Here is a 23,084-nt window from a genome sequence, read left to right as displayed (position 1 = left end):
CCCTGGCCCGGTCGCCGGCAGTGCGCACCGGGGACCACGTCGGTGGTGGTTCGTCCCTGGTCCGGGAGGTGACCGGTGAAGCTGTCGATCGGCGTGGAACGGGCCCTGTCCTGCTGTCTCGTGCTGGCCGCAGCGCAGCGCTCGGTCCCCGCAGCAGGGCTGGCCGTCATCCTCGACCTGTCACCCACCTACCTGGCCAAGCAGCTGCAGCTGCTGGCCAGAGCCGGGCTGCTGACCTCCGCCCAGGGTCGATCTGGCGGGTACCGGCTGGCCCGTCCCGCCACCGGGATCAGCGTGCTCGACGTGGTGCAGGCCGTCGGCGGGTCGGAGTACGCGTTCCGCTGCACCGAGATCCGGCAGCGCGGCCCGTTGGCTGCCCCGTCCGAGGCATGCGTGGGGCCCTGCGCCGTCGCCGCTGTCATGCACGCGGCAGAGGAGGCGTGGCGTGCCGCTCTCGGTGCAGTCACGCTGGCCGACCTGGCGGTAGACGTCAGCGACGACATCGGGTCCGGCGTTGTTGCAGCGATCCACGGCGGGCTCAGCCGACAGCGGGATCCTGCCCGAGGAGAAGGACACGACCTGCGCTGAGCTCCCCCGACGCGCGGGCGAGCCCGGCCGCCCGTCCTGGAGCGTTGGCTCGGGACCTGACCGCGTCACCGATCAGTCCCGCAGCCCGTCGACGCAGAAGCCGGAGCGCCAGGTGGTGTATGTCGGGACCCAGCCGGCAGCCCTGGCCTTGGCGTTGGACGCGCCGCGTCCTCCGGGCCGGCCGCTTGACCACGTGGTCGACGTCGGGGGTGGGGCGCCGATCGCGGCCGCGTAGCTGGGCAGCCACTCCGTGGCAGGAGCGGGCTCGTCGTCGACGATGTTGTAGGCGCCGGCCGGCCAGTCGATCGCCGCGACGGTCGCCGCGACGGCGTCGTCGATGTGGACGAACGAGTTGATCGTGCGCGTGGCCGGAAGGAGGCCCTCGGCCACGGCGTCGGCGATCCGTCCTCCTTCGGCGTACCAGGTGTCAGGCCCGTACCACCACCCGTAGCGCAGGATCGTCGGTCTGGCGAGGGTACGCGCAAGGTCCTCCATGGCGGCGACGGCGGATCCGGCCTCGACGGGTTCGTCCTCGTCTGCCAGGCCGTCACCGTCCTGGTAGGCCCAGGCGATGCTCTGGACCACGATCCTGCTGACCCCGGACCGTCGGGCGGCAGTGATGAGGTGGGCCGTGCCCTCACGTCTGATGCGGGCCGTCGCCTCGGTGTCGAAGAGGCGCAGGTCGGACAACTGGTGCATCACCAGGTCCGGCGCCGCCTCGGCGACCGCCTCGTCCAGGCGTGGGGGGTCGAACACGTCGACTGCGACACCTCTGCCACCCAGACGTTCGATCCGGTCGAGGTTTCCCACCTGCCTGGTGGTGGCGACGACCTCGTGTCCGGCGGTGACGAGTGCGGGGACGAGCCTCCTGCCGATGACCCCGGTGCCGCCGGCAAGGAAGATGCGCATGAGTCTCCGTTCTCCGTCCTGGATCCCGCCGACGGACGGTGGCCGTGGCGCCCGGTGGGTTGCTCCCTACGACCTGCCACGAGCTGCGAATGTGAGGGGCGACCTCACATCTCTCTGGCCTGTCTGGTCGAGCACGCAGAGGAGGTCCGAAGGTGAACGATTCTGCAGGTGGGACGAGTGAGGATCCGCGTGGTGCGGACGGCGTGGACCCGGGCGACCGAGTCCTGGAGGAGAGACGGCACCTCATCTCGTTGGCGTTCAGGATGCTCGGGACCATGGCCGAGGCCGAGGACGCGGTCCAGGAGACCTACATCCGCTGGTACCGGTTGAGCCAGGACGAGCGGGACGCGATCGAGGTGCCCGCGGCGTGGCTGACCCGCGTGGCCAGCCGCGTGTGCCTGAACGTCCTCAGCTCGGCACGGTGGAGGAGGGAGACCTACGTCGGGCCGTGGCTGCCGGAGCCCATCCCGGCCCACGCAGTCCCCGGTTTGTCCGTGCCGGGCACCGACCCGCTCGAGCAGGTCACGCTCGACGACTCGGTCAGCACGGCTCTGCTCATCGTCCTGGAATCGATGACGGCTGCAGAACGTGTGTCGTTCGTCCTGCACGACATCTTCGCGATGCCGTTCAACGAGATCGCGAAGATCGTCGGACGAAGTCCGGCCGCCTGTCGGCAGCTCGCCACGTCGGCCCGCCGGCGGGTCCAGCAGGGGCGCGACCGCCAGGTCTCACGAGCCGAGCACGACAAGGTCGTGACCGCCTTCGCGTCGGCTGCCCGCAACGGCGACATCGCCGGCCTGGTGGCCGTGCTGGACCCGGACGTCGTCTGGAGGTCCGACGGCGGCGGCGTCGTGACCGCCGCGCGCAAGCCCGTGGTCGGGGCCGACCGGGTCGTGAGCTTCTTCATGAACCTCCTCGCGAGGAACCCGCACGCGGCCGTGCGCGAACAGGAGACGCCGGACGGTCTCGGCTTCGTGCTGTGGGACGAGGGTCGCGTCATCGGAGTGGTCACCCTCGAGGTCGTGGGCGGTCTCATCTCCGACATCCGTACCGTCATGAACCCGCACAAGCTGACGCTCTGGAACTGACACCACGTCATCACGTCATCCGGGACACCCCCGCCGCGGGGATCACGCCGAGCAGGTGCGACCACCGGTGGGAGCGACTCGTCGGCGAGGCGTCGGTGCGCACCGCTCAGGCGACGTTCCTGGTGTCCCACTCCGGCGGGTCGAGCTCGAGGCGGCCGCCGGTGACGAACTCGTGGCGGGGGTGCTGGACCGAGGTCAGCGACACGATGTCGCGTCCCAGGAAGAGTGCCGCGAACCAGACCGAGGCGACTCTGATCTTGCGCTCCCAGGTGGGGATGGCCAGGACCTGGTAGCCCCGGTGGATCAGCCACCCGAGGAATCCCTTGAGGGCCACGGGTCCGGCCTCGAACACCCCGGTCCCCAGTCCCAGCGTCGCGACGGCTCCGAGGCTGCGGTGTCGGTACGGACGGGTCGCCGAGCCCCGGAGTGTCTTGGTGATGTTGCGGGCAAGCCGCTTGCCCTGACGGACCGCGTGCTGCGCGTTGGGCACCGTGTAGAGGTAGGGCGGGGACGCGGTGCGGGTCAGGTCTGGCACTGCGGCGGCGTCGCCTGCCGCCCAGGCCCCCACCACCGGGCGCTCGTCGGAGCCGACGCGAAGGTCGGGGCGCACGATGAGCAGGCCACGCTGGTTGACGGGCAGGTCGGTGCGCTGGGACACGACCGGGTTGGCCGCCGTCCCGGCTGTCCACACGATCAGGTCGGACTCGAAGCGCTCGCCCGAGGACAGGACGACCTCGCCTCCTACAGCCGAGGTGACGGTCGTCCTCAGGTGGACACGGGCGCCCCGGCGTTCGAGGGACCGCACCACCCAGGCGCCGGTCTTGGTCGAGACCTCGGGCAGGATGCGTTCGCTCGCCTCCACCAGGTGGAAGCTGAGCTCGTCGGGGGAGATCTCCGGGTACCTCTTCAGAGCGGCGCGCGACAGGCTCAACAGCTCGCCGAACCCTTCGGCGCCGGCGAAGCCACCCCCGACGAAGGTGACGGTCAGTGCCCTGGTGCGTTCCGGTCCCTCCGGCAGGGCCGCGGCTCGGTCGAGCGCGGTCAGGAACGTGTCTCGGATCGCGACGGCTTCCTCGACGTGCTTGAGGCCGAGCGCCACCTCGGCGATGCCCGGCACCGGCAGCGTCCGGGTGACGGCCCCGGCGGTGACCACGATGAGGTCGTAGGACAGGGTCACCTCCCGGCCGTCGTTCATCTGCGCGTGGACGGACCTGCTCCCGTGGTCGATGGAGGTCGCGCGTCCGCTCAGCACGGTCGTGCGTCGCAGGTGCCTGCGCAGCGACACGGCCACGTGCCGCGCCTCGATCGAGCCCGCGACCACTTCCGGCAGGAACGGCTGGTAGGTCATGTACGGACGCGGATCGAGGATGCTCACCGATGCCTCGGACCGCTTGAGGCGCTTCTCGAGGTGCCATGCGGCGTAGAAGCCGGCGTAGCCGCCACCGACGATGAGGATGTGTGGAGTACGGATCACGATCGTTCCTCCTGATCTGAAGGGTCAGATCCCGTGCGGGGTCTCACTCCTTCGACACCTCCCGAGCCCATGACGTGATGTCGCGCGGGGGAGACGTGCGTCTCGCCGTCCGGTCCCGGCACGCGCCTCACACCGTGTGCCCCGAGACGGTCGTGGGTGGAGGGCATGAACGCCGACAAGGAGAACCGTCGTGAACAACATCGAACGTCGCCTGTCCACCAACGTGCTGGTGATCGGCACGGGCGGATCGGGTCTGAGGGCCGCGATCGAGCTCGCCGAGGAAGGGTTCGACGTGGTGGCGGTCGGGAAGCGGTCCCGTCTCGATGCCCACACGTCGCTCGCCGCGGGCGGCATCAATGCCGCACTCGGCACGATGGACCCGCAGGACTCGTGGCAGCAACACGCAGCCGACACGATCCAGGAGGGCTACCACCTCGCCCACCCGCAGACCGTCGAGATCGTCGCGCGCGGAGCAGAGCAGGGGATCCGGGACCTGGAGCGGTACGGGATGACGTTCGCCCGGGAGGACGACGGTCGCATCTCGCAGCGGTTCTTCGGCGCGCACAGCTGGCGCCGTACCGCCTTCGCGGGCGACTACACCGGCCTGGAGATCCAGCGCACGCTCGTCGCGCGCGCCGAGCAGCTGGACGTCTCGATACTCGACGGGCTCTACGTCACCAGGATCCTCGTCGAGGACAACGTGGTGTTCGGGGCGTACGCGTTCGACGTGTCGGACGGCACCCGGTACGTCATCCAGGCGGACGCCGTGGTCCTGGCCGCCGGCGGCCACAACCGGATCTGGCGTCGCAGCTCCTCCAGACGTGACGAGAACACCGGGGACTCCTTCCGCCTGGCCGTCGACGCCGGCGCCCGTCTCCGCGACGCCGAGCTCGTCCAGTTCCACCCCTCCGGGATCATCGAGCCTGAGAGTGCCGCGGGGACCCTGATCTCCGAGGCGGCTCGGGGCGAGGGCGGCATCCTGCGCAACGCGCTGGGCGAGCGCTTCATGGAGCGGTACGACCCCGAGCGCAGGGAGCTCTCCACGCGCGATCGTGTCGCCTTCGCGGCCTACACCGAGATCAAGGAGGGCCGCGGGACGGCCGCGGGTGGGGTGTGGCTCGACATCTCGCACCTGCCGCGCGAGCTGATCATGAGCAGGCTCCCTCGGGTCTACCAGACGATGCTCGAGCTGCAGATGCTCGACGTCACGCGTGAGGCGATGCAGGTGGCGCCCACCGCCCACTACTCCATGGGTGGGGTATGGGTACGCCCCACCGACCACGGCACCGACGTCGAGGGGCTCTACGCCGTCGGTGAAGCCGCGAGCGGGCTCCACGGTGCGAACAGGCTGGGTGGCAACTCACTGATCGAGCTCCTCGTCTACGGACGGATCGTGGGCCAGGCCGCCGCGCAGTACACGGCCGGTGTGACGACGTCGCGGCGTTCACAGGGCGCCACCGACCGGGCTCGTGCCGAGGTGGACGCGCTTCTCGCTGCGCACGGCCCGGAGAACGTCCGCGCACTCCAGCGCGCCGTTCGCGACACGATGACGGACCATGCCGGCGTGGTCCGTGACGAGGCAGGACTCACGACCGGTCTGGCACAGATCGAGCACATCGTCGAGCGCACCGGAGACGTCGGGATCCACCCCGACATCGCCGGGTTCCAGGACCTGGCGCACGCCTTCGACCTGAAGGGATCCCTCCTCGCCGCACGCGCCACGCTCGAGTCGGCGCTGGAGCGACGAGAGTCGCGCGGTTGCCACAACAGGAGCGACCACCCCGACCGCGACGAGAACCTCCAGGTCAACCTGGTGTGGTCGCCGGCCACCGGCGTGGTCCGCGAGGCGATCCCTCCCGTGCCGGAGGAGATCTCCCAGCACTACCGGGAGGTGTCCACCGTGGGCAAGCTCGTGGAGTAGCCACCCGGTGGGCCGGGCGGTCATGGTCGCCTGCGGCAGGTTCCGCGGGTCTGGCACCTCACACCTCGCCGGCGAACCTGGTCGTAGTGGCCGTCAGCACACGCCGCGCCACGAAGGAGACTCCATGAGCACCACGAAGTGTCACGCTGTCGTCATCGGCGGGGGATACGCCGGCGTCATGGCCGCCAACCGCATGCAGGGCAGCGGGAAGGCCCGAGTCACCCTGGTCAATCCCCGTCCCACGTTCGTCGAGCGGATCCGGTTGCACCAGCTCGCCGTCGGCAACGACGACGCGATCGAGGACTACGGGTCCCTGCTCCACCCGGACGTCGAGCTCACGATCGACACGGCCGAGCGCATCCTGCCGTCCGAACGTCGAGTGGTCCTCGCCTCCGGTGCGACCCTCGGGTACGACTACCTGGTCTACGCCGTCGGCAGCACGGGTCACGTGCCCGCTGCCGTGCGCGGCGCTGCCGAGCACGCCTACCCGATCAGCGAGCTCGAGCAGGCCCGACGGCTCCGGTCCCGACTGGCGGACCTACCGCTCCCAGCGCCGATCACGGTCGTCGGCGGTGGTCTCACGGGCATCGAGACCGCATCCGAGCTCGCTGCGGCGGGGCGGAGAGTGACCCTGGTCGGCGACGCCATCGCGGCCACCCTGAGCAAGCCGGGCCGCCGGTCCGTCGCCCGACAGCTGAGTAGGCTCCGGGTCACCATGGTCGAAGGACCCGGTGCCGCCGTCTCCGCAGTCGCCGCGGACCACGTGGAGCTCGCCGACGGCTCGGTGCTGCCGAGCGAGGTCACGGTGTGGACGGCAGGGTTCAGCGTCCCCCGGCTCGCCGCGACGAGCGGGCTGACCACCGACTCGCTGGGTCGGCTGCTGACGGACGAGACCCTCACGAGCGTCGACGACGCTCGGATCGTCGCCACGGGTGACGCTGCGGCACCGTCCGGCATGCCGTTCAGGATGAGCTGTCAGTCCGGGCTGCCGCTGGGCGCACACGCAGGCGACACGGTGCTGGCTCGTTGGGGGCACACGCCCGCCTCGGACGTGAGCGTGCCCATGTACGCCCAGTGCATCAGCGTCGGCCGCGACGCGGGGACGGTCCAGCTGCAGCGCAGTGACGACACTCCTCGCAACTTCTACGTCGGGGGCCGTGCCGGCGCCTTCGTCAAGGAGCGGGTGTGCCGCCAGACCATCCAGTGGATGCGTGGCGAGGCCCGCAGACCGGGGTCCTACACGATGCCGAAGGGGCCCGAGCGGACCGGCACCATCCCGTCGCGACACCTTCCCGAGGCGTCCTGAGGACCGCGGTCGTGGGTGCTGGCCGGGGCGGTGCTGGTCAAGCCGGGACCAGCAGCTCCAGCGCGAGCGCGGCGGCGTCGTCGTCGGACAGGTTCTCGAGACGGTGCAGGCGGAACCACGTCTCGAACGAGAGGGCCCACCGCAGGGCACTGCGCCGGGCGTCGGGCAGGGCCGGGCTGCGGACGGTCTCGAGGAGGACGTCGGACGCGGCGTCGAGGAACGCACGGTAGGGATCCAGCGACCCCTCGATGAGGGGTGAGACGGTCGCGTCGCGCAGCACGTTGGTCAGCATCGGCTCGACCGAGGCGTAGAAGCGGTAGGTCTCCTCGAAGGCACCACGCGTCGCGTCCGGGCCCGGCACGGCCCAGCCGGCCGGGTCCGGGAGCGGGTGGTCCGCCCAGTACCGGCCCGAGCACGCCGCGAACAGGTCCGCGTCGTCGGGGAAGTGTCGGGTCACGGTGATCCGCTGGACCCCGGCGCGCTGGGCGATCGCGGAGATCGTCGTGCGGACCGGGCCGATGGTGCCGTGCAGGTCGATCGCGGCCTGGGTGATCCGGTCGCGGGTGGCGTCCATGTCGGCGGCGCGCTGCCGCAGCTCGTACTTGCGGGTGGTCATTTGGCTGATCATAACCGATCACTGAACTTGACGTGCCGTCCCGGGCGTCGTACCGTTGCTTTCAGTAATCACAACCGATCACTGAAATGAGAGGACCACCATGACTGACGACATCCTGACCGGCCCCAAGGTCGCGATCATCTACTACAGCGCGACCGGGACGGTGCACGAGCTCGCCGCCGAGTACGCCGCCGGCGCCACCGCCGCCGGCGCCGAGGTCCGCCTGCTCCGGGTGGCCGAGCTGGCCCCCGCCGCCGCCATCGACAGCAACCCCGCCTGGCGGGCCCACGCCGACGCGACGGCCGACCAGCCCCTGGCAACGCCGGAGGACGCCCTGTGGGCCGACGCCATCGTCTTCGGGACCCCGACCCGCTTCGGCAACGTCTCCGCCCAGCTCAAGCAGTTCATCGACACCCTCGGCGGCCTGTGGAACCAGGGCCTGCTCGCCGATAAGGTCTACTCCGGGTTCACCTCGACCGCGACCGGCGGTGGCCGCGAGTCGACCCTGCTCGCGCTGTACCAGACCGTCCACCACTTCGGCGGCATCCAGGTCACCCCCGGCTACACCGACCCGATCCAGTTCGTGACAGGCACGCCCTACGGCCCGTCCCACTCCACCGTGCAGGGCACGGTCCCGCTCAGTGACGAGACCCTCGAGTCCACCCGGTACTCCGGTGCCAGGGTCACCCGGGTCACCCGGCACCTCCTCGGGGGCCGCGGCCTCGAGCACCGGGCCGGGTGACGCGGTGAACAGCACCATGCTGGCCACCACCATCGACGCCGTGGGTGCGCCGTGGCGCCTCCAGGAGGTCCCGGTACCCACCCCCGCGCCGGGACAGGTCCTGGTCCGGGTGCACGCCTCGGGCATCTGCGGCACCGACCCCTACATCACCGGCGGGCAGCTCGTCTTCCGCGACCTCCCCGGCGTCCCGGGGCACGAGGGCGTCGGGGAGGTCGTCGCCGTCGGCGACGGCGTCACCTCTCGGGTCCCGGGCGACCGGGTCGGGATCATCACCCTGCAGGAGTCCTGCGGGCGGTGCGCCTGGTGCCGCGGCGGACGACCCCTCGACTTCGTCACGGCGGGGCAGTGCCCCGGCGCCGTCCTGACCGGGTTCAACGTCGACGGCGCGCAGGCCGAGTACGTCGTCGCCGCGGCCGCGGGCACCGTCCTGCTCCCCGACGCGCTCGCCTACCGCGACGCGGCGCCGATCATGTGCATCGGCTACACGGCGTGGAGCGGGATCCGCCGCGCCGACCCCGAACCCGGGGAGCGGATCGCCGTCGCCGGGATCGGCGGCATGGGTCACCTGGCCCTCCAGTACGCGCGCGCCGCGGGGTTCGAGACGATCGCCGTGACGGCCACCAGCGACAAGCAGGAGATCGCCACCCGGCTGGGCGCCGACCACGTCGTCGCTGACGGGGCGGAGCTGGCCGCGATGGGTGGTGCCGACGTGCTGCTCTCCACGACGAGCTCCAACCGGGCCGCGGTCGACGCGCTCCAGGGCCTGGCCCCCTACGGTCGTGCCGTGATGATGGGCATCGCCTTCGACGAGTTCAACCTGGCCAACATGTCCATGATCATGAACCAGCACTCGATCCTGGGCTCGGCGCACAACGGCACCCCGTACCTCGTCGAGGCCCTCGACCTGGCAGCCTCCGGCGCCGTGACGCCGATGGTGGAGACGTTCGAGGCCCAGGACGTCGCCGCGGCCTACGAACGCGCGGCGTCGGGCCGAGCCCGGTTCCGGGTCGTCGTGGAGTACCACTGAACCGCCGACGGACGGCCGGTGCCGGTGGCGCCCGGAGTGGCCGGACGCGTCGCGGGCTCGGGGGACCTCAGTTCCAGAGGGTGAGCTTGTGCGGGTTCACCATCATGCGCACGTCGGTGACCAGTCCGTCAGCGACATCGAGCGTGACCACCCCGGAGATGCGTCCCTCGTCCCACAGGACGAAGCCCAGCCCGTCGTGGGTGTTGCGCTCCACGACGCTCGCACGGGGGTGCTTCGTCAGCGCGCCGACCACGAAACGGGCGACCCGGTCGGACCCGACAACCGGGTTGCGGGCAGCCGTGACGACTCCTCCGCCATCAGACCGGAGAACGACGTGCGGATCGAGGACCGCGACGAGCCCGGCGATGTCGCCGGTCCGCGCTGCGGCTGCGAAGGCCTTGACGACGTCATCGTGCTCGGCGCGTGAGACCCGGCGGCCCCGAGCCTGCTGAACCCGGCGGCGGGCGGAGGTCGCGAGCTGCCGACAGGCTGCCGGTGACCTGCCCACGATGTCGGCGATCTCGTTGAAGGGCACCGCGAAGATGTCGTGCAGGACGAACGAGACACGTTCTGCCGGGGTCATCGACTCCAGGACCACCAGGAGTGCCGTGCTGATCGAGTCGTCCAGCGTGACGCGCTCGCTCGGGTCCTCGGCCCGCGCGGCCAGACCGTGCAGCGCATCGGCCGGGACCGGTTCGGGCAACCACGGGCCGACGTACGTCTCGCGCTTCCACCGTGCCGAGCTCAAGATGTTCAGGCACACACGGCTCGCCACGCGCGTCAGCCAGGCGCGAGGCACCTCGATCGCGTCGCGGTCCTCCTGGCTGAGCCGGTACCAGCGGATGTAGGTCTCCTGGACGGCGTCCTCGGCCTCGGCGAAGGTCCCGAGCATCCGGAACGCGAGGGCCGTGAGGTGGCGTCTCTCGCCCAGCACCTCGGCCTGGAGTGCTGCGTCCGGTTCCTCGGGCCCGTCTGGGAGCGGCGGGCGGTCAGCGGTGTCGTCCATGGGTGGTCCTCCTTACCGTGGGAGACCGCGCACACCAGCGAGATGGGAGTAGCGACCTCACAATCGCACTCCGAGACGTGTCTTGACGGGTATGACCCCCGCACTCCACCGAGCACCCCAGGGGACTGCGGCGTCGGGCTCCGGCGCGTCGCTGACCCGCGACCATCCCCCGGAGCCGAAACCCCACCAACGTAGGAGCACCTCGTGCAGGAACGGATGAACCTCTCTGGCGTCCTCCCGGACGGCCACCCCTCGTCGCCGGGTCCTGACGAGGAACGGTCGTGACGGCGGCGGCACGGACGCCGGCCCGCCGGCAACGCGCCACCAGGACCCCGGCGAGGAGGGCCGACCAGGACCAGCCCACGGCGGCGCTGATCAGCACCCTGCAGGACTACTACCGGCAGATGCTCTTCCTGCGCCGCTTCGAGGAACGCGCGCAACGCGACTACATGCAGGCCCTGATCGGCGGCTACTGCCACCTCAACCTGGGCGAGGAAGCCGCGGTCGTCGGCCTGGTCTCCCAGCTCGGGGCCGAGGACTACCTCTTCACCAACTACCGAGAGCACGGATACGCCATCGCCAGGGGAATCGACCCCAGGAACGTCATGGCGGAGCTGTACGGCCGGGTCGACGGGGTGTCGAAGGGATGGGGCGGCTCGATGCACATGTTCGACGTCACCCACCGGCTGCTCGGCGGCTACGGCATCGTCGGCGGGCAGCTCCCCATCGCCACCGGTGCTGCGCTCGCGCTGCAGTACCAGGGGCTCGATCAGGTCGTGATGTGCACCATGGGCGACGGCACCACCGCCATCGGGGCGTTCCACGAGTCGCTCAACCTGGCGGCCCTGTGGGAGTTGCCCATCGTCTTCGTGATCGTCAACAACGGCCTGGGAATGGGCACGGCAACGGCACGGGCCTCAGCACAACCCGATCTCCACAAGTGGGGCGACGCCTACCAGATCGAGTCTGTCCGCGCCGACGGGCTCGACCCCGTCGCAACCGCGGAGGCCGCCGCACACGCTGTCGGCGTCGCTCGGAGCGGGAGGCCGTACCTTCTCGAAGTCACCACGGAACGGCTCCGCGGACACTCGGTCGTCGACCCGGCCAAGTACCGCACACCCGACGAGGTCGAACGCGTCAAGGCCAACGATCCAGTGGCAGCGCTGGCGTCGCGTCTCGTCGCCCTCGGCGTGCAGGACGCCGGAGCGCTGGAGGCCCTCGACCGCGAGATCAAGGGTCACGTCGACGAGGTGGCCGCCTACGCCGCAGCAAGCCCGTCTCCCGATACCGACACCCTGTTCGACTACACCTACGCCACGAAGGTCCCCAACGACTCGCGACGACTGCCCGGTCAAGCCCTCTACCCGCAACCGGCCACGCCCGGGCGGACCTCATGACCGTGCTGACCTACCGACAGGCCTTGAACCAGACGCTGCGAAGCGAGCTGCAACGCGACCAGAACGTCTTGCTCATGGGCGAGGAGATCGGGATCTTCGACGGCTCCTACAAGATCACGGCAGGCCTCCTCGAGGAGTTCGGCCCTCGCCGCGTGGTCGACACCCCGATCGCGGAGGAAGGCTTCACCGGTGCAGCGATCGGCGCAGCCATGCTCGGGCTACGCCCCGTCGTCGAGCTCATGACCATCAACTTCTCGCTGCTGGCCCTCGACCAGATCGTCAACCACGCCGCGAAGATCCACGGCATGTTCGGCGGCCAGATGAGTGTGCCCCTGGTCATCCGAACCCCAGGCGGAGGAGGACAACAGCTGGGTGCCTCCCACTCACAGAACGTCGAGCTCTACTACGCGTTCGTCCCCGGGTTGAAAGTGGTGGCCCCCTCGACCCCAGCGGACGCCAGAGCCCTCCTCATGGCAGCGATCCGCGACGACGATCCCGTCCTGTTCCTCGAGAACCTGGCTCTCTACAACACCAGGGGCGAGGTGCCGGACGACATCGCCCCGGCGGAGATCGGCAAGGCCAGGATCACCAGGGCAGGGACGAACCTCACCCTCATCGGCTACTCGCGCATGGCGACCGTGGCCCTCAGGGCAGCGGAGCAGCTCGCGGCCGACGAGGGCATCGACATCGAGGTGATCGACCTGCGCAGCCTCCGCCCACTCGACCGGGAGACGATCGTCGAGTCGGTGAGACGCACCCACGCAGCAGTCATGCTCGAGGACGACTGGCTCACCTACGGCATCGGTGCCGAGATCGCCGCCACGATCTCCGACGGCGCCTTCGACCACCTCGACGCGCCCGTTCGCCGGGTCGCCATGGCCGAGGTGCCGTTGCCGTACTCCAAGCCCCTGGAGTCCGCTGCCCTCCCCTCGTACGACGACGTGGTGCGTGCCGTACGAGAGACCCTGGCGGCCATCGGGTACCGCCGTTAACCGACTCCAAGGACCGCAGATGATCCAGATCACCATGCCTCGCCTGTCCGACACCATGGAAGAAGGCTTGATCTCGTCGTGGCTCAAGCAGCCCGGTGACCGGGTCGTCAGTGGCGAACCGATCGTCGAGATCGAGACCGACAAGGCCATCATGGAGTTCGAGGCCTACGACTCCGGGATCCTGACGACCTTGCTCGTCGCAGAGGGCGAACGAGTCGCCATCGGGACCCCCATCGCCGAGCTCCAGGACGACGCCGACGCCCCGGGCGCAGTCGCAGGCGGGACGCCCCCACCCACCGCGCAGCAGCCGCCACCGGTGACGACGGAGGCACAACCGTCGCCGGACCACGAGCCGCTGGAGCAGGTGCCAGTGCCAGTGCCAGTGCCAGTGCCTGTGCCTGTGCCTGTGCCAGAGCAAGTGCCAGACCCAGTGCCAGTGCCAGCCCGGAAGGCTCGAACGAGCCGACCCGTCGCAACCCCGCTCGTCCGGACCATTGCCCGGGAGCGCGGGATCGACCTCGAGACGATCAAGGGCACCGGCCCAGGCGGGCGCATCATCCGCGCCGATGTCGCCAACCTGCCAGCCGAGCCCGCCGCCCACCCCACCGCGCCCTCGCCGGTCGCGGCCGACACCCCCGCGGCAGTGGAGCCGGCTCGGGAACCGGACCACGACGAGGTACCGATGAGCAGCGTGCGGCGAGTGATCGCCCGCCGTCTCAGCGAGAGCGCGCGCACGATTCCCCACTTCTACGTGACGGCGGTCGCCGACGTCGACGAGCTGGTCGCCCTGCGCGCCACCGTGAACCGACGGCTCGCCGACAGCGACCGGGCCAAGATCAGCTTGAACGACCTGATCGTCCGCGCGTGTGCCCTCGCACTACGCAGCCACCCCGAGGTCAACGCCAGCTACCTCGGCGACGACGCACCACGGGTGGCCGTTCATCGCCGGGTCAACATCGGCGTGGCGGTCGCCTCGGACAACGGGTTGGTCGTGCCCGTCATCTGCGACGCCGACACCAAGACCGTCACGCACATCGGCGTGGAGACCAAGCAGCTCGTGAGCCTGGCCAACGCCCGGAAGCTGGCCCCTTCGCAGATGTCCGAGGGGACCTTCACGATCAGCAATCTCGGCATGTACGGCATCGAGGAGTTCACCGCGATCATCAACCCACCCGAGGGAGCCATCCTCGCGGTCGGCGCCACGTCGCGTGAGGCCGTGGTGGTCGACGAGATGGTCGTCGCACGTCACCGCCTGCGCCTCACCCTCTCAGCCGACCACCGGATCATCGACGGCGCGTTGGCGGCGCAGTTCCTCCAGACTCTCACCGACATCCTCGAGAACCCGTGGACGATCCTGGTCTGAGAGCTGCTCTCGATCGCCGCCGACCTGCCGCGCGTGGCACGCGTGGCACGCGTCCATCGCGGCCGATCGTGCCGACCCGAGCAAGCACCCGCTGAGCGCCTACCGAAGGGAACGGCCGCATGCCGCACCGACACCGGTGTCCCTATGCCGAAGGACCTGTACGGCGGATCGAGCACCTCGGGGTGGGCGACGACCCCGAGACACGCCTCGCTGCACTCGAGGTCCTGAAGTACCTACGACCCGACGCGACCGGAGACCTGTTCGCGGAGGTCCTGCGGTCGACCGACGACGCTGCCTACGTCGTCACCGAGGTCAATCGTCAGGTGGTGGCCGTGATCGGATGGAGGATCCGGGTGAGCACCCGGTGGGGCCGACACCTGTACATCGACGACCTGGTGGTCCTGCCGGAGTTCCGGGGGCAGGGCCACGGGCAGAGCCTCCTGGACCGAGCTCTCCGCGAGGCCAGGAAGGCCTCCTGCTCGGCCGTCGTCGTCGACACCGCGACAGGGACGGGTGGGGCCGCGCTCGCCCTCTGCCGTGCTGCAGGCCTGGTCGAGTCAGGCATCCAGCTCCACCTCGAGCTCACGCCGAACGCTCCGGCGTCCCAGCCCGTCCATGACGCCTGAACCATGACGCGGCAACCGATCGAGGGAACCCGGCGGCGCGAGATGCTGGGGGCCACCATCGCTCTTCTCGCGGACCACGGTTACGACAAGCTGACCTTCGACGCCCTGGCCCGGGCAGCGCGCACGTCGAAGGCGACGATCTACCGCCACTGGGCCTCGAAGCTCGACCTCGTGGTCGAAGCACTACGTGACCAGGTGGCTCGACGCGGCGAGGTCGACACCGGCAGTCTCCGGGGCGACCTGCTCGCCACGGTGCTCGACCCCGACGGGCTGTTCCAGGGCTCGACCTTCAAGGCGTTCAACGCCACGTTCACCGCGTTGCTCTGGGATCCGGACGCCGCAGGCGGGTTCGTCCGCACGTTCCTGGACGACGACCCGAAGATCTCCGCCATCTGGGACCACGCCGCCGAACGCGGCGAGATTCCGCCACACGCCGACCGCGACCTGCTCTCGGCCGCGCTCTTCTACGGGCTCCTCCACCTCGTCGTGCTACGAGGCGCCCCCATGGACACGACCACGGTGACCCGGGTGCTCGACACGGTGGTGCTGCCGGCGGCCGCAACCCAGCCGTGACCCGCGCGGAAGCCGCGGGCCCCCGGACCCGCCTGCTCGCCGCGAGGGCGTCACGGGACCAGCTGGTCGACCCCGGTCCCGCCCCTGAGCCGGTCCTTGCCCGCGCCGCCGACGAGGTGGTCGTTGCCGGAACCGCCCTGCAGGGCGTCCTTGCCCTGGGCTCCGCAGAGCCAGTCGTCGCCGCCGCGGCCGAGCAGGACGTCGGCGCCGCGGGACCCGACGAGGACGTCGCGGCCCGAGGTGCCCACGAGGCGGTCCTTCCTCGGTCCGCCGAACTGGGTGGCCAGGCGGCCCCCGCACGTCGGGACCCGGTCGCCTCGCAGCGCGACGAGCACGCCCTTCGACACGGTCTCGTCGGTACTCGTCCCGGCGACGAGGCGCCCGCTCGACTGGAGGACCAGGTCGGTCAGCTCCGGCAGGCCCGTGCCGGTCCAGACTCCCTTGGTCCCGAACGAGAGGTCGACGCCGCCGCGGGTCGTCAGGCGCAGCACGGCCCCGACGCCGTTCGGTGAGGCGCCCACCTGTCCGGCGACGGCGAGCCTGCCGTTGCGCTGGAGCGCGACGGAGCCGGTGTAGGACATGAACTGCGGGACCACGCGGGACGCGAAGCTGCTGTCGGTGGTCCCGCGACGGGTGAGCTGGGCGACGAGCAACGGCGTCCGCAGGCCGGTCGCGTTGACCTGGTTCAGTCCTGCCGCGACGACGACGGAGCCGTCGGGCCGCACGGCGATGCCGGGTGGCCACACGGTGGTCGTGTCCCAGCCCGGGGTCGACGGGGCGTACGTCGTCGAGCCGTCGCCGCTCCAGGTCGGGTCGGGGGCGCCGTCGGCCCTGAGCCGGTGGACCAGCACGGTGCTCGTGGTGCTGCCCGCGACCAGGATCCTGCCGTCGGGCTGCACGACGACCTGGCCCGCTTCGCTGCCGCTGGTCAGGACCCGTCGTCCGGACACGCCGAACCCGGTGTCCGCCACGCCGTCGGGCAGGAGTCGCAGCACGTCCGACTTGCCGTCGAGGAAGCTCACCCCGGCCAGCAGGACCTTGCCGTCGGGCTGCACCGCGAGGCCCTCGGTCAGCCGGTGCTCGATGGTGATCCGGCCGTCGCCGCCACCGAAGCCGAGGTCCTGGGTGCCGTCGGCGCGGAACCTCCAGAGGTCGGTGGGTGCGGTGGTCCCGTTGTCCTGGAAGGTCGTGAGGTAGACCAGCCCGCGGGGGGCGTCGTAGGCGAGCAGGGCCTGCCCGTAGTAGCCGGCGGGCCCGAAGCGCTGCGCGCCGCCGGTGCCGAAGGTCGGGTCGGGGGCGCCGTTGGCCCGCAGGCGCCGCAGCAGCAGGCCGTTGCCGGACCCGGGGACGTTCGACACGGCGAGCACGCGGTCGTCCGGGAGGGTGAGCACGTCGGCGAGGCTCTCGGAGGTCGGGCTCTGGAGCAGCACCCGGCCGTGGGTCCCGAAGCCGGGATCGGCGTTGCTGGGGGCGGCGTGCGCGGGGGCGAGCGCCAGGCCGGCCACGACGAGGGCCGTGGCGGCGGCGCCGGAGACGGCGCGGTGGAGCAGGGTCATGAGGATGCCGATCTGGTCGAGTGGGTTGGACGGTGGCCGCGCTCCGGGCGCGTCCCCGATCGAGGACGGACGGAGGGAACGGGATGGCCGGGCTGGTGTCGACGGATCCGGGTCAGAGCGCGGGACGGGTGGGCGGCGCGGCGTACGCACCGGCGGCCGGGTGGACCGGAGCGACCGCGCGGTCGAGGACGACACGCTCGGGCTTCGTCGGGTCGACCTTGACCGCGACGCGTGCGCCGGCCGGGTAGACGGCCATGGCGGTGATCGGCAGGAGCTCCTTGATCTCGACGTCGTAGGGCTGGCGGTTCGCGACCGAGACCCGCAGCTGCAGGCGGCACATGTAGTTCACGCCGTTGACGATGGTGCCGGTCGGAGCGATCGCCAGGACCGTGGCCTCGCCGGGGAGCCCGGAACGCAGGATCTTGCTCCTCGGGCCCATGCTGCCGGCGCTCCTGAGGATCACGACGAAGGCGACGACGGGGATCAGGAGGCTGATCAGGATGATCGGGATGGTCAAGCTGGACATGGTGGGTCTTCTCTCGTGGTGATGGGTGTGCGGGAACGGTGGGTGCGACGGGGAGGTGCCGTGCTGCGTCCGCCTCGGCGGTGACCGCGGCGGGCCTCCCTGACACCTCGAACGCTAGGGAGGAGGAGGGGCGTCACACATCGGAGGAACTTCCATGCTTTGGAACGCCGACTGCCCGTTGTCGCGCCGCACCTGAGCGGCGTCGTCGCAGTAGGCTGCCGGGCGTGCGGGCCCATGGCGCGTGTCCGAGGAGTGACGCTTGAACGAGTTTCTGGATCCGCGGTGGACCGACGCCCAGGTCTTCCTCCTCGAGGGAGCGCCGGGGATCGGCAAGACCTTCCGGTGGCGCGCCGCGGTCGACCTCGCCGAGGCCTCCGGGGCCCGGGTCCTGCTCGCCCAGCCGCTGCAGTCGGAGGCCCGCCTCGTCGGCTCGTCACTCATCGACCTCTGCCTCGGCATCACCGACCTCGAGGTCGCCGAGCAGCCCTCGGCGCAGGCCGACACGCTCCGCGCGGCGCTCCTGCGCGACGACGGCGCCTACCAGGCGGCTCCGTACGCCGTCCGCCTGGCCTTCACGGCCCTGCTCCGCCGTCTCGCCGAGACCCGCCCGCTCGTCATCGCGGTCGACGACGTGCAGTGGCTGGACCCCCGGACCGCGGAGACCCTCGTGTTCGCGGTCCGACGACTGCCGAGGTCCGTCCGGGTGCTCCTGACCCGACGGGTCGAGGCCGGCGTGCCCGCGCCGCCGTTCCTGGCCGACCTCTCCTCGGCGGAGTCGGTCGTACGCCTGAGCGCCGGACCCCTGGTCCCCAGCGAGCTGACCTCGGTCATCCGCGCCCGGCTCGGTGACGACGTGCCGGCCGCGGTCGTCCGCGCGGCCGTCGCCGCCGCCGACGGCAACCCGCTTTTCGGCGTCGAGGTGGCGCGCACGCTGCTCGACGGGGACTGGGACGGTCGCGCCCCGCACGTGCCGCTCCCCGAGTCGCTCGTGGACCTGGTCGGTCGCCACCTGACGACGCTGCCCGCCGACACCCGCACCGCCCTCGCGGCGGCCGCCGCCCTCGGACACCCGACGATCAGGCAGCTCGAGACCCTGGGGGTCGTCACCGACCTCGACGCCGCCGAGCGTGCCGGGGTGGTGCGGCCCCGCGGCCACGACGTCGTCTTCACCCACCCCCTGTACGCCGCGGCGGCCTACGACGCCCTGACGTCGCGCGAGCAGCGCGACCTGCACGCCAGGCTCGCCACCATCGTCGAGGGCCCCGAGGAACGCGCCCGACACCTCGCGCTCGGGTCGAGCGGTCACGACGAGCAGGTGGCCGAGGCGCTCGACGGAGCCGCCGAGCGAGCCCTGGCCCGGGGCGACGTCCACGCCGCCTGCGACGCCCGCCGCCGGGCGGTCGAGGCCAGCGCCCCCGGGAGCGCCCGCCTGGTGCGCCGGCGCGTCGAGGTGGGCCACCTGCTCTTCCGGATCGGCGAGTCCGACCGCGCCAAGCAGGAGCTCAGGGTCGCCGCCGACGAGGCGGAGGACGCCGACGACCGCGCCCGGGCACTGCACGTCCTGGCGCGGGTGGTCAACGACACCGAGGGCCCGGAGGGCGCCAGCGAGCTGGAGCACGCAGCACTCGACTGCCACCCGGACGACGTGCAGCTGGAGGCCGAGATCCACATGGGGCTCGCCGGGTCGCACACCGCCGACTGGCTGGTGGCGCTCGAGCACGCCGACACCGCGATCGCGCTGCTGCAAGGGCGGTCGGACGTCGACGGCCGGTTGTTGTCGTCGGCCCTGCTCGCCCGGGCCGGAGCCGCGTTCTACGCCGGCGCGGGCGCCGACCTCGAGTCGTGCCGCCGGGCGCTCGAGCTCGAGCAGGGCAGCCTCGCCGAGCCCGTCTCCGACCGGGCCGCCTCGGTGCTGGCCTACCTGCAGCTGTTCGTCGACGACCTCGCCGGAGCGCGGAGCGGCCTGCACGCGCTGCGCCAGCAGGCGATCGACGAGCAGGACGAGGCGTCCCTCTGCTACTTCCTGACCATGCTCGTCTCGCTCGAGACCCGAGCGGGGGCGTGGGACCTGGCCGATTCCTACATCGCGGCGTGCCAGGAGGTGTCCCGGCGTACCGGCAACGACCTCTACAGCGCGTCGCTCCAGAGCCACCGTGCGTGGCTGGCGGCGTACCGGGGCGACCTCGACGCGGCCGCCTCGGTGGCGGCCGACACCATCCGCCGAGGGGTCGAGGCCGCCCACGGGCTGCTCGAGCAGCGCGGACGCGGACTGGCCGGCTTCGTCGCGCTCTCCCGCGGGGACTGGGACACCGCGGCCGCCGAGCTCGACCGCTACGACGAGCTCTTCGGAGCCCACAACGCGGGGGAGCCGGCCCTGCGTGCCCTCGCCGGCGACCGCGTCGAGGCGCTGGTGGCGGCCCACCGCCTGGACGACGCCGCCGCGGCGCTGACCTCGCTGCACCCGACCGCGCTCCGGCTCGGCCGCGTCGCCACGCTGGCCTCCCTGGCCCGCGCCCGGGCGCTGCTCGAGGCCGAGCTCGGCCACGAGGAGGACGCCGTCCGGGCCGTCGACGAGTCGCTCTCGCTCTACGACCTGCTCGAGCGACCGTTCGACCGCGCCCGCGCCCTGGTGACCAGCGGCCAGGTGCACCGCCGGTTCCGGCGGCGCGGGCGGGCGCGCCGCGACCTCGACGCCGCCGTCGTCGAGCTCGAGCGCCTCGGCGCCACCGTCCTCGCCGACCGCGCCCGGCGCGAGCGGGACCGCGTCGGCGGGCGCGCCGTCCGTGCCCCGGTGACGCAGCTGACCGACGGGGAGGAGCAGGTCGCCGGGCTGGTCGCGACGGGCCTGACGTCTGCCGAGGTCGCCGCCACGCTCTTCATGAGCACCAAGACGGTCTCCGCCCACCTGACCCGCATCTACCGCAAGCTCGGCGTCCGCAACCGGGCCGAGCTCGCCGCAGCGATGCAGGCCGGCGAACCGGGTGGGTGGTCGCCGCCCTGAGCGGCAACGGTGCGTCACCACCCCGCGTGGTGGGCCGCGGGCTGCCTGCGGCGGCGGACCCCTGGCGGGGAACCGGACGGGCGCGTGTGCCGTCCGAGGGCGACGACCGACGCGCGTCCACGCCGAACGACCAGGAGCCCACCATGCGGATCGCCCCCGTCCTCGCCGCCACGATCGGCGCCCTCCTCGTGGGCGGCCCCAGCGGCGTCCCGGCTGACGCTGCCGCTGGGGCTCGGGCGAGCTCGTCGGTATCTGCGGCCTCGGCCGCCGACGACACGCGGCGCTGCGTGACCTACCGCGAGTACGACCGGATCCACCGGGGATGGTCCCGGGCCCGGGTCGCCCGGGTCCTGGACGGGCCCGGGCGCCGGGCAGGCACCAGGGAGCGCCAGTACGAGTTCTGCGGTGACGCAGCGGGCTTCGTGGTGCTCACCTTCGATCGTGCCTACACCCGCCCCCGTGCCGTGCTCGCCGAGAAGGCCCTCGCGATCACGGCTCCTGGGCAGGCCTGACGCGCTACCCACCAGGACCTGCTGCCCGCGCGGCACCACCCGAGCCGGGGCGCCGACGTGGGCGTCGGGACATGCCCTGACCCGGCGGTCCCCGCGCTCGTGGTCGACGGCGATCGGTGGACGCCGGGACCCGTCCGTGCGCGTAGGCTGGGGGCACACCCGTGCTGCCCGCCCTCGTGGTCAGGTGCACGGTGCGAGCTGGGTCAGCTCGGCGGCGGTCGGGTCTCCTCCGACGGGCGCCGTCGCCGGTGGTTCCCATGGTCAACCGGAACGAGAGGGGTGGGCGATGCCGTCGCTGGAGGTCGTGCGCGCCGAGCTGAACGCCGCTGTTGCCAGTGCTGAGCCTGGGCTCCCGGCCGCCAACGAGCTGTGCCTGGCGTGCGAGGCACTGTTCGACGTGGACGGCGCGGCGGTCTCGATGGTGTTCGACGGGTCCACCCGCGGGACCTTCGGCTCGAGCAACGAGATCAGCCGTCGGGTCGACGAGTATCAGTTCACCTTCGGCGAGGGACCGTGCCTGGATGCGGCTGCGACCGGCCGCGCCGTGCTGGCCCCCGACCTCGACTCCGTCCGGGAGGTGCGGTGGCCCGGGTTCGTCGGTGCTGCTCTGGGTGACGGGATCCGCAGCGTCTTCGCGGTGCCGATCAACATCACCTCGGTCTCCGTCGGTGCCCTGGACCTCTTCCGGACGCGGCCCGGACCGCTGGCCGACGAGCAGCTGGCCGGGGCGTTGATGGCCGCCGAGCTGGCCTCCCTGACCCTCCTCGACTCGTTGGCGAGCGACGCGGGTGTGGGTGATGTCGACAGCAGGCTGATGGCCGAGGGCGAGGACGCCGCCTGGGGCCGCCTGGCCGAGATCGACCGGATCGAGGTCTACCAGGCCACCGGCATGCTGATCGCCCAGCTGGACGTCGACGCCGCCGAGGCACTGGTGCGCCTGAGGGGCCACGCCATCGCCACGGGTCAGACCGCGAGCGAGGTCGCGTGGGCCATCGTCGAACGCAGGCTGGTCCTTCCGCGCGACGACGACGACGACGGGACACCCCGATGAACGACAGCAGAGAACGCCGGGTCATTCGTGCCTTCGTGAACCTGTCGAACGAGCTGGCCGGTGACTACGACGTGATCGACATGCTCGCCACCCTGACGACCCACTGCGCGGACCTGTTGGACGTCGCGTCGGCGGGACTGCTGTTGTCCGACGGCAAGGGCACGCTGCACCTCGCGGCGTCGTCCTCCGAGCGCACGGAGCACCTGGAGACCTTCCAGCTCCAGCGCGACCAGGGTCCGTGCCTCGACTCCTACCGCGACAGCGCGGTGATCGTGGCCGGGGACCTGACCGAGGAGGAGGAGCGCTGGCCCCAGTTCGTCCCGGCGGCCCGGAAGGCGGGGTTCCTGTCCGTGCACGCGTTGCCGATGCTGTTGCGCGGGCACTCCATCGGCACGCTCGGCCTCTTCGGCGACCGCGTCGGCCGTCTCGACACCGAGGACCTCGACCTGGCTCAGGCCCTGGCCCAGGTCGCCGGCGTCGCCGTCGTCAACGAACGGGCCGCGGTCGACCTGGTCACCGTCAACGCGCAGCTCCAGCACGCGCTGACGAGCAGGATCGTGCTCGAGCAGGCCAAGGGGATCATCGCCCACACCGGCGCCTTGACGATGAGCGACGCGTTCGACGTGCTCCGCCGCTACGCCCGCAACCACGGACGCAAGCTGAGCGACGTCGCCACCGGGATCGTCAACCGGGACCTGGACGGCGCCGTGGTCCTGGCGTACGCCGCGACCCCGGGCGTCGCGACCTGACCACCCTGCAGCGGCCCACCAGGACCGTCACCGCCATCGCCGCCCCGGTCGAGCTGGACGG

21 protein-coding genes are annotated in these 23,084 nt (G+C 71.5%); 15 read left to right on the top strand and 6 right to left on the bottom strand.

The genetic code is table 11. From position 1 onward, the window contains the following. The first annotated feature begins 75 nt into the window (after window positions 1-75). The gene (locus tag E4623_RS20970; RefSeq protein ID WP_134768532.1) at window positions 76-588 is read left to right on the top strand and encodes an Rrf2 family transcriptional regulator; all 513 of its coding nucleotides are present in this window, start codon (window positions 76-78) and stop codon (window positions 586-588) included. Between the two features lie 72 nt (window positions 589-660). Here the strand turns inward: E4623_RS20970 and E4623_RS20965 are convergent, their stop codons facing one another. Then, entirely contained in the window at window positions 661-1,497 is an 837-nt protein-coding gene (locus tag E4623_RS20965; RefSeq protein WP_134768531.1) for an NAD(P)-dependent oxidoreductase, read from the bottom strand. 275 nt (window positions 1,498-1,772) lie between these two features. Between E4623_RS20965 and sigJ (E4623_RS20960) the strand changes: the two genes are divergently transcribed. After that, window positions 1,773-2,585 carry an RNA polymerase sigma factor SigJ gene (sigJ, locus tag E4623_RS20960; protein WP_245155202.1) on the top strand — a complete coding sequence of 271 codons (813 nt, stop codon included), beginning with the start codon at window positions 1,773-1,775 and terminating at the stop codon, window positions 2,583-2,585. 106 nt (window positions 2,586-2,691) lie between these two features. On the opposite strand, the gene E4623_RS20955 is transcribed toward sigJ (E4623_RS20960), so the two are convergent. Further along, on the bottom strand, window positions 2,692-4,059 hold the full coding sequence (locus E4623_RS20955; RefSeq protein WP_245155201.1) for an FAD-dependent oxidoreductase: 1,368 nt from the start codon (window positions 4,057-4,059) through the stop codon (window positions 2,692-2,694). Window positions 4,060-4,249: 190 nt separating this feature from the next. Here E4623_RS20955 and E4623_RS20950 point away from each other — a divergent pair, with 190 nt between their 5' ends. Together E4623_RS20950 and E4623_RS20945 are read left to right on the top strand one after the other, a co-directional pair. Continuing rightward, entirely contained in the window at window positions 4,250-5,980 is a 1,731-nt protein-coding gene (locus tag E4623_RS20950; RefSeq protein WP_134768529.1) for an FAD-dependent oxidoreductase, read from the top strand. 124 nt (window positions 5,981-6,104) lie between these two features. Then, the gene (locus E4623_RS20945) at window positions 6,105-7,286 is read left to right on the top strand and encodes an FAD-dependent oxidoreductase (RefSeq protein WP_134768528.1); all 1,182 of its coding nucleotides are present in this window, start codon (window positions 6,105-6,107) and stop codon (window positions 7,284-7,286) included. A gap of 37 nt (window positions 7,287-7,323) precedes the next feature. On the opposite strand, the gene E4623_RS20940 is transcribed toward E4623_RS20945, so the two are convergent. Next, on the bottom strand, window positions 7,324-7,902 hold the full coding sequence (locus E4623_RS20940) for a TetR/AcrR family transcriptional regulator (protein ID WP_167736789.1): 579 nt from the start codon (window positions 7,900-7,902) through the stop codon (window positions 7,324-7,326). Between the two features lie 100 nt (window positions 7,903-8,002). Here E4623_RS20940 and wrbA point away from each other — a divergent pair, with 100 nt between their 5' ends. Beyond that, window positions 8,003-8,644 carry an NAD(P)H:quinone oxidoreductase gene (gene wrbA, locus E4623_RS20935; protein WP_134768526.1) on the top strand — a complete coding sequence of 214 codons (642 nt, stop codon included), beginning with the start codon at window positions 8,003-8,005 and terminating at the stop codon, window positions 8,642-8,644. Window positions 8,645-8,648: 4 nt separating this feature from the next. Further along, the gene (locus tag E4623_RS20930) at window positions 8,649-9,671 is read left to right on the top strand and encodes an alcohol dehydrogenase catalytic domain-containing protein (RefSeq protein WP_209020813.1); all 1,023 of its coding nucleotides are present in this window, start codon (window positions 8,649-8,651) and stop codon (window positions 9,669-9,671) included. Between the two features lie 67 nt (window positions 9,672-9,738). On the opposite strand, the gene sigJ (E4623_RS20925) is transcribed toward E4623_RS20930, so the two are convergent. After that, window positions 9,739-10,677: an RNA polymerase sigma factor SigJ gene (gene sigJ / locus E4623_RS20925; RefSeq protein ID WP_134768525.1), complete on the bottom strand. Its 939-nt coding sequence runs from the start codon at window positions 10,675-10,677 to the stop codon at window positions 9,739-9,741. A gap of 281 nt (window positions 10,678-10,958) precedes the next feature. On the opposite strand from sigJ (E4623_RS20925), the gene pdhA reads away from it, so the two are divergent. The 5 genes from pdhA (at window position 10,959) to E4623_RS20900 (ending at window position 15,628) form a co-directional block, all read left to right on the top strand. Beyond that, complete coding sequence (gene pdhA / locus E4623_RS20920; protein WP_134768524.1) at window positions 10,959-12,074, top strand: pyruvate dehydrogenase (acetyl-transferring) E1 component subunit alpha; 1,116 nt, start codon at window positions 10,959-10,961, stop codon at window positions 12,072-12,074. After that, window positions 12,071-13,066, top strand: coding sequence for an alpha-ketoacid dehydrogenase subunit beta (locus E4623_RS20915; RefSeq protein ID WP_134768523.1), 996 nt, complete (start codon window positions 12,071-12,073; stop codon window positions 13,064-13,066). The genes pdhA and E4623_RS20915 overlap by 4 nt, the downstream gene beginning before the upstream one ends. A 19-nt stretch (window positions 13,067-13,085) precedes the next feature. After that, entirely contained in the window at window positions 13,086-14,429 is a 1,344-nt protein-coding gene (locus tag E4623_RS20910; RefSeq protein ID WP_209020812.1) for a dihydrolipoamide acetyltransferase family protein, read from the top strand. A gap of 182 nt (window positions 14,430-14,611) precedes the next feature. Continuing rightward, a complete protein-coding gene (locus tag E4623_RS20905; RefSeq protein ID WP_167736788.1) occupies window positions 14,612-15,055 on the top strand; it encodes a GNAT family N-acetyltransferase in 444 nt (147 codons plus the stop codon). Window positions 15,056-15,058: 3 nt separating this feature from the next. Further along, on the top strand, window positions 15,059-15,628 hold the full coding sequence (locus E4623_RS20900) for a TetR/AcrR family transcriptional regulator (protein WP_134768521.1): 570 nt from the start codon (window positions 15,059-15,061) through the stop codon (window positions 15,626-15,628). A gap of 50 nt (window positions 15,629-15,678) precedes the next feature. On the opposite strand, the gene E4623_RS20895 is transcribed toward E4623_RS20900, so the two are convergent. After that, the gene (locus E4623_RS20895) at window positions 15,679-17,184 is read right to left on the bottom strand and encodes a hypothetical protein (RefSeq protein WP_134768520.1); all 1,506 of its coding nucleotides are present in this window, start codon (window positions 17,182-17,184) and stop codon (window positions 15,679-15,681) included. 112 nt (window positions 17,185-17,296) lie between these two features. Further along, window positions 17,297-17,710: a hypothetical protein gene (locus tag E4623_RS20890; RefSeq protein ID WP_134768519.1), complete on the bottom strand. Its 414-nt coding sequence runs from the start codon at window positions 17,708-17,710 to the stop codon at window positions 17,297-17,299. Window positions 17,711-17,969: 259 nt separating this feature from the next. Between E4623_RS20890 and E4623_RS20885 the strand changes: the two genes are divergently transcribed. The 4 genes from E4623_RS20885 to E4623_RS20870 all read left to right on the top strand — a co-directional run bounded on the left by E4623_RS20885 (window position 17,970) and on the right by E4623_RS20870 (window position 23,023). Then, complete coding sequence (locus E4623_RS20885; protein ID WP_134768518.1) at window positions 17,970-20,711, top strand: LuxR family transcriptional regulator; 2,742 nt, start codon at window positions 17,970-17,972, stop codon at window positions 20,709-20,711. A 143-nt stretch (window positions 20,712-20,854) separates the two neighbouring features. Beyond that, window positions 20,855-21,223 (top strand): hypothetical protein, encoded by a 369-nt coding sequence (locus tag E4623_RS20880; protein ID WP_134768517.1) that lies wholly within the window; start codon window positions 20,855-20,857, stop codon window positions 21,221-21,223. Between the two features lie 286 nt (window positions 21,224-21,509). Then, window positions 21,510-22,274 (top strand): GAF and ANTAR domain-containing protein, encoded by a 765-nt coding sequence (locus E4623_RS20875; RefSeq protein WP_134768516.1) that lies wholly within the window; start codon window positions 21,510-21,512, stop codon window positions 22,272-22,274. Next, window positions 22,271-23,023, top strand: a complete 753-nt coding sequence (locus E4623_RS20870) for a GAF and ANTAR domain-containing protein (RefSeq protein WP_134768515.1) — start codon at window positions 22,271-22,273, stop codon at window positions 23,021-23,023. Before E4623_RS20875 ends, E4623_RS20870 begins: the two co-directional genes overlap by 4 nt. The last annotated feature ends 61 nt before the right edge of the window (window positions 23,024-23,084 follow it).

Source organism: Nocardioides sp. 1609 (assembly GCF_004522105.1).
Taxonomy (GTDB): domain Bacteria; phylum Actinomycetota; class Actinomycetes; order Propionibacteriales; family Nocardioidaceae; genus Nocardioides.
This window is presented reverse-complemented; position numbering and strand designations above follow the sequence as displayed.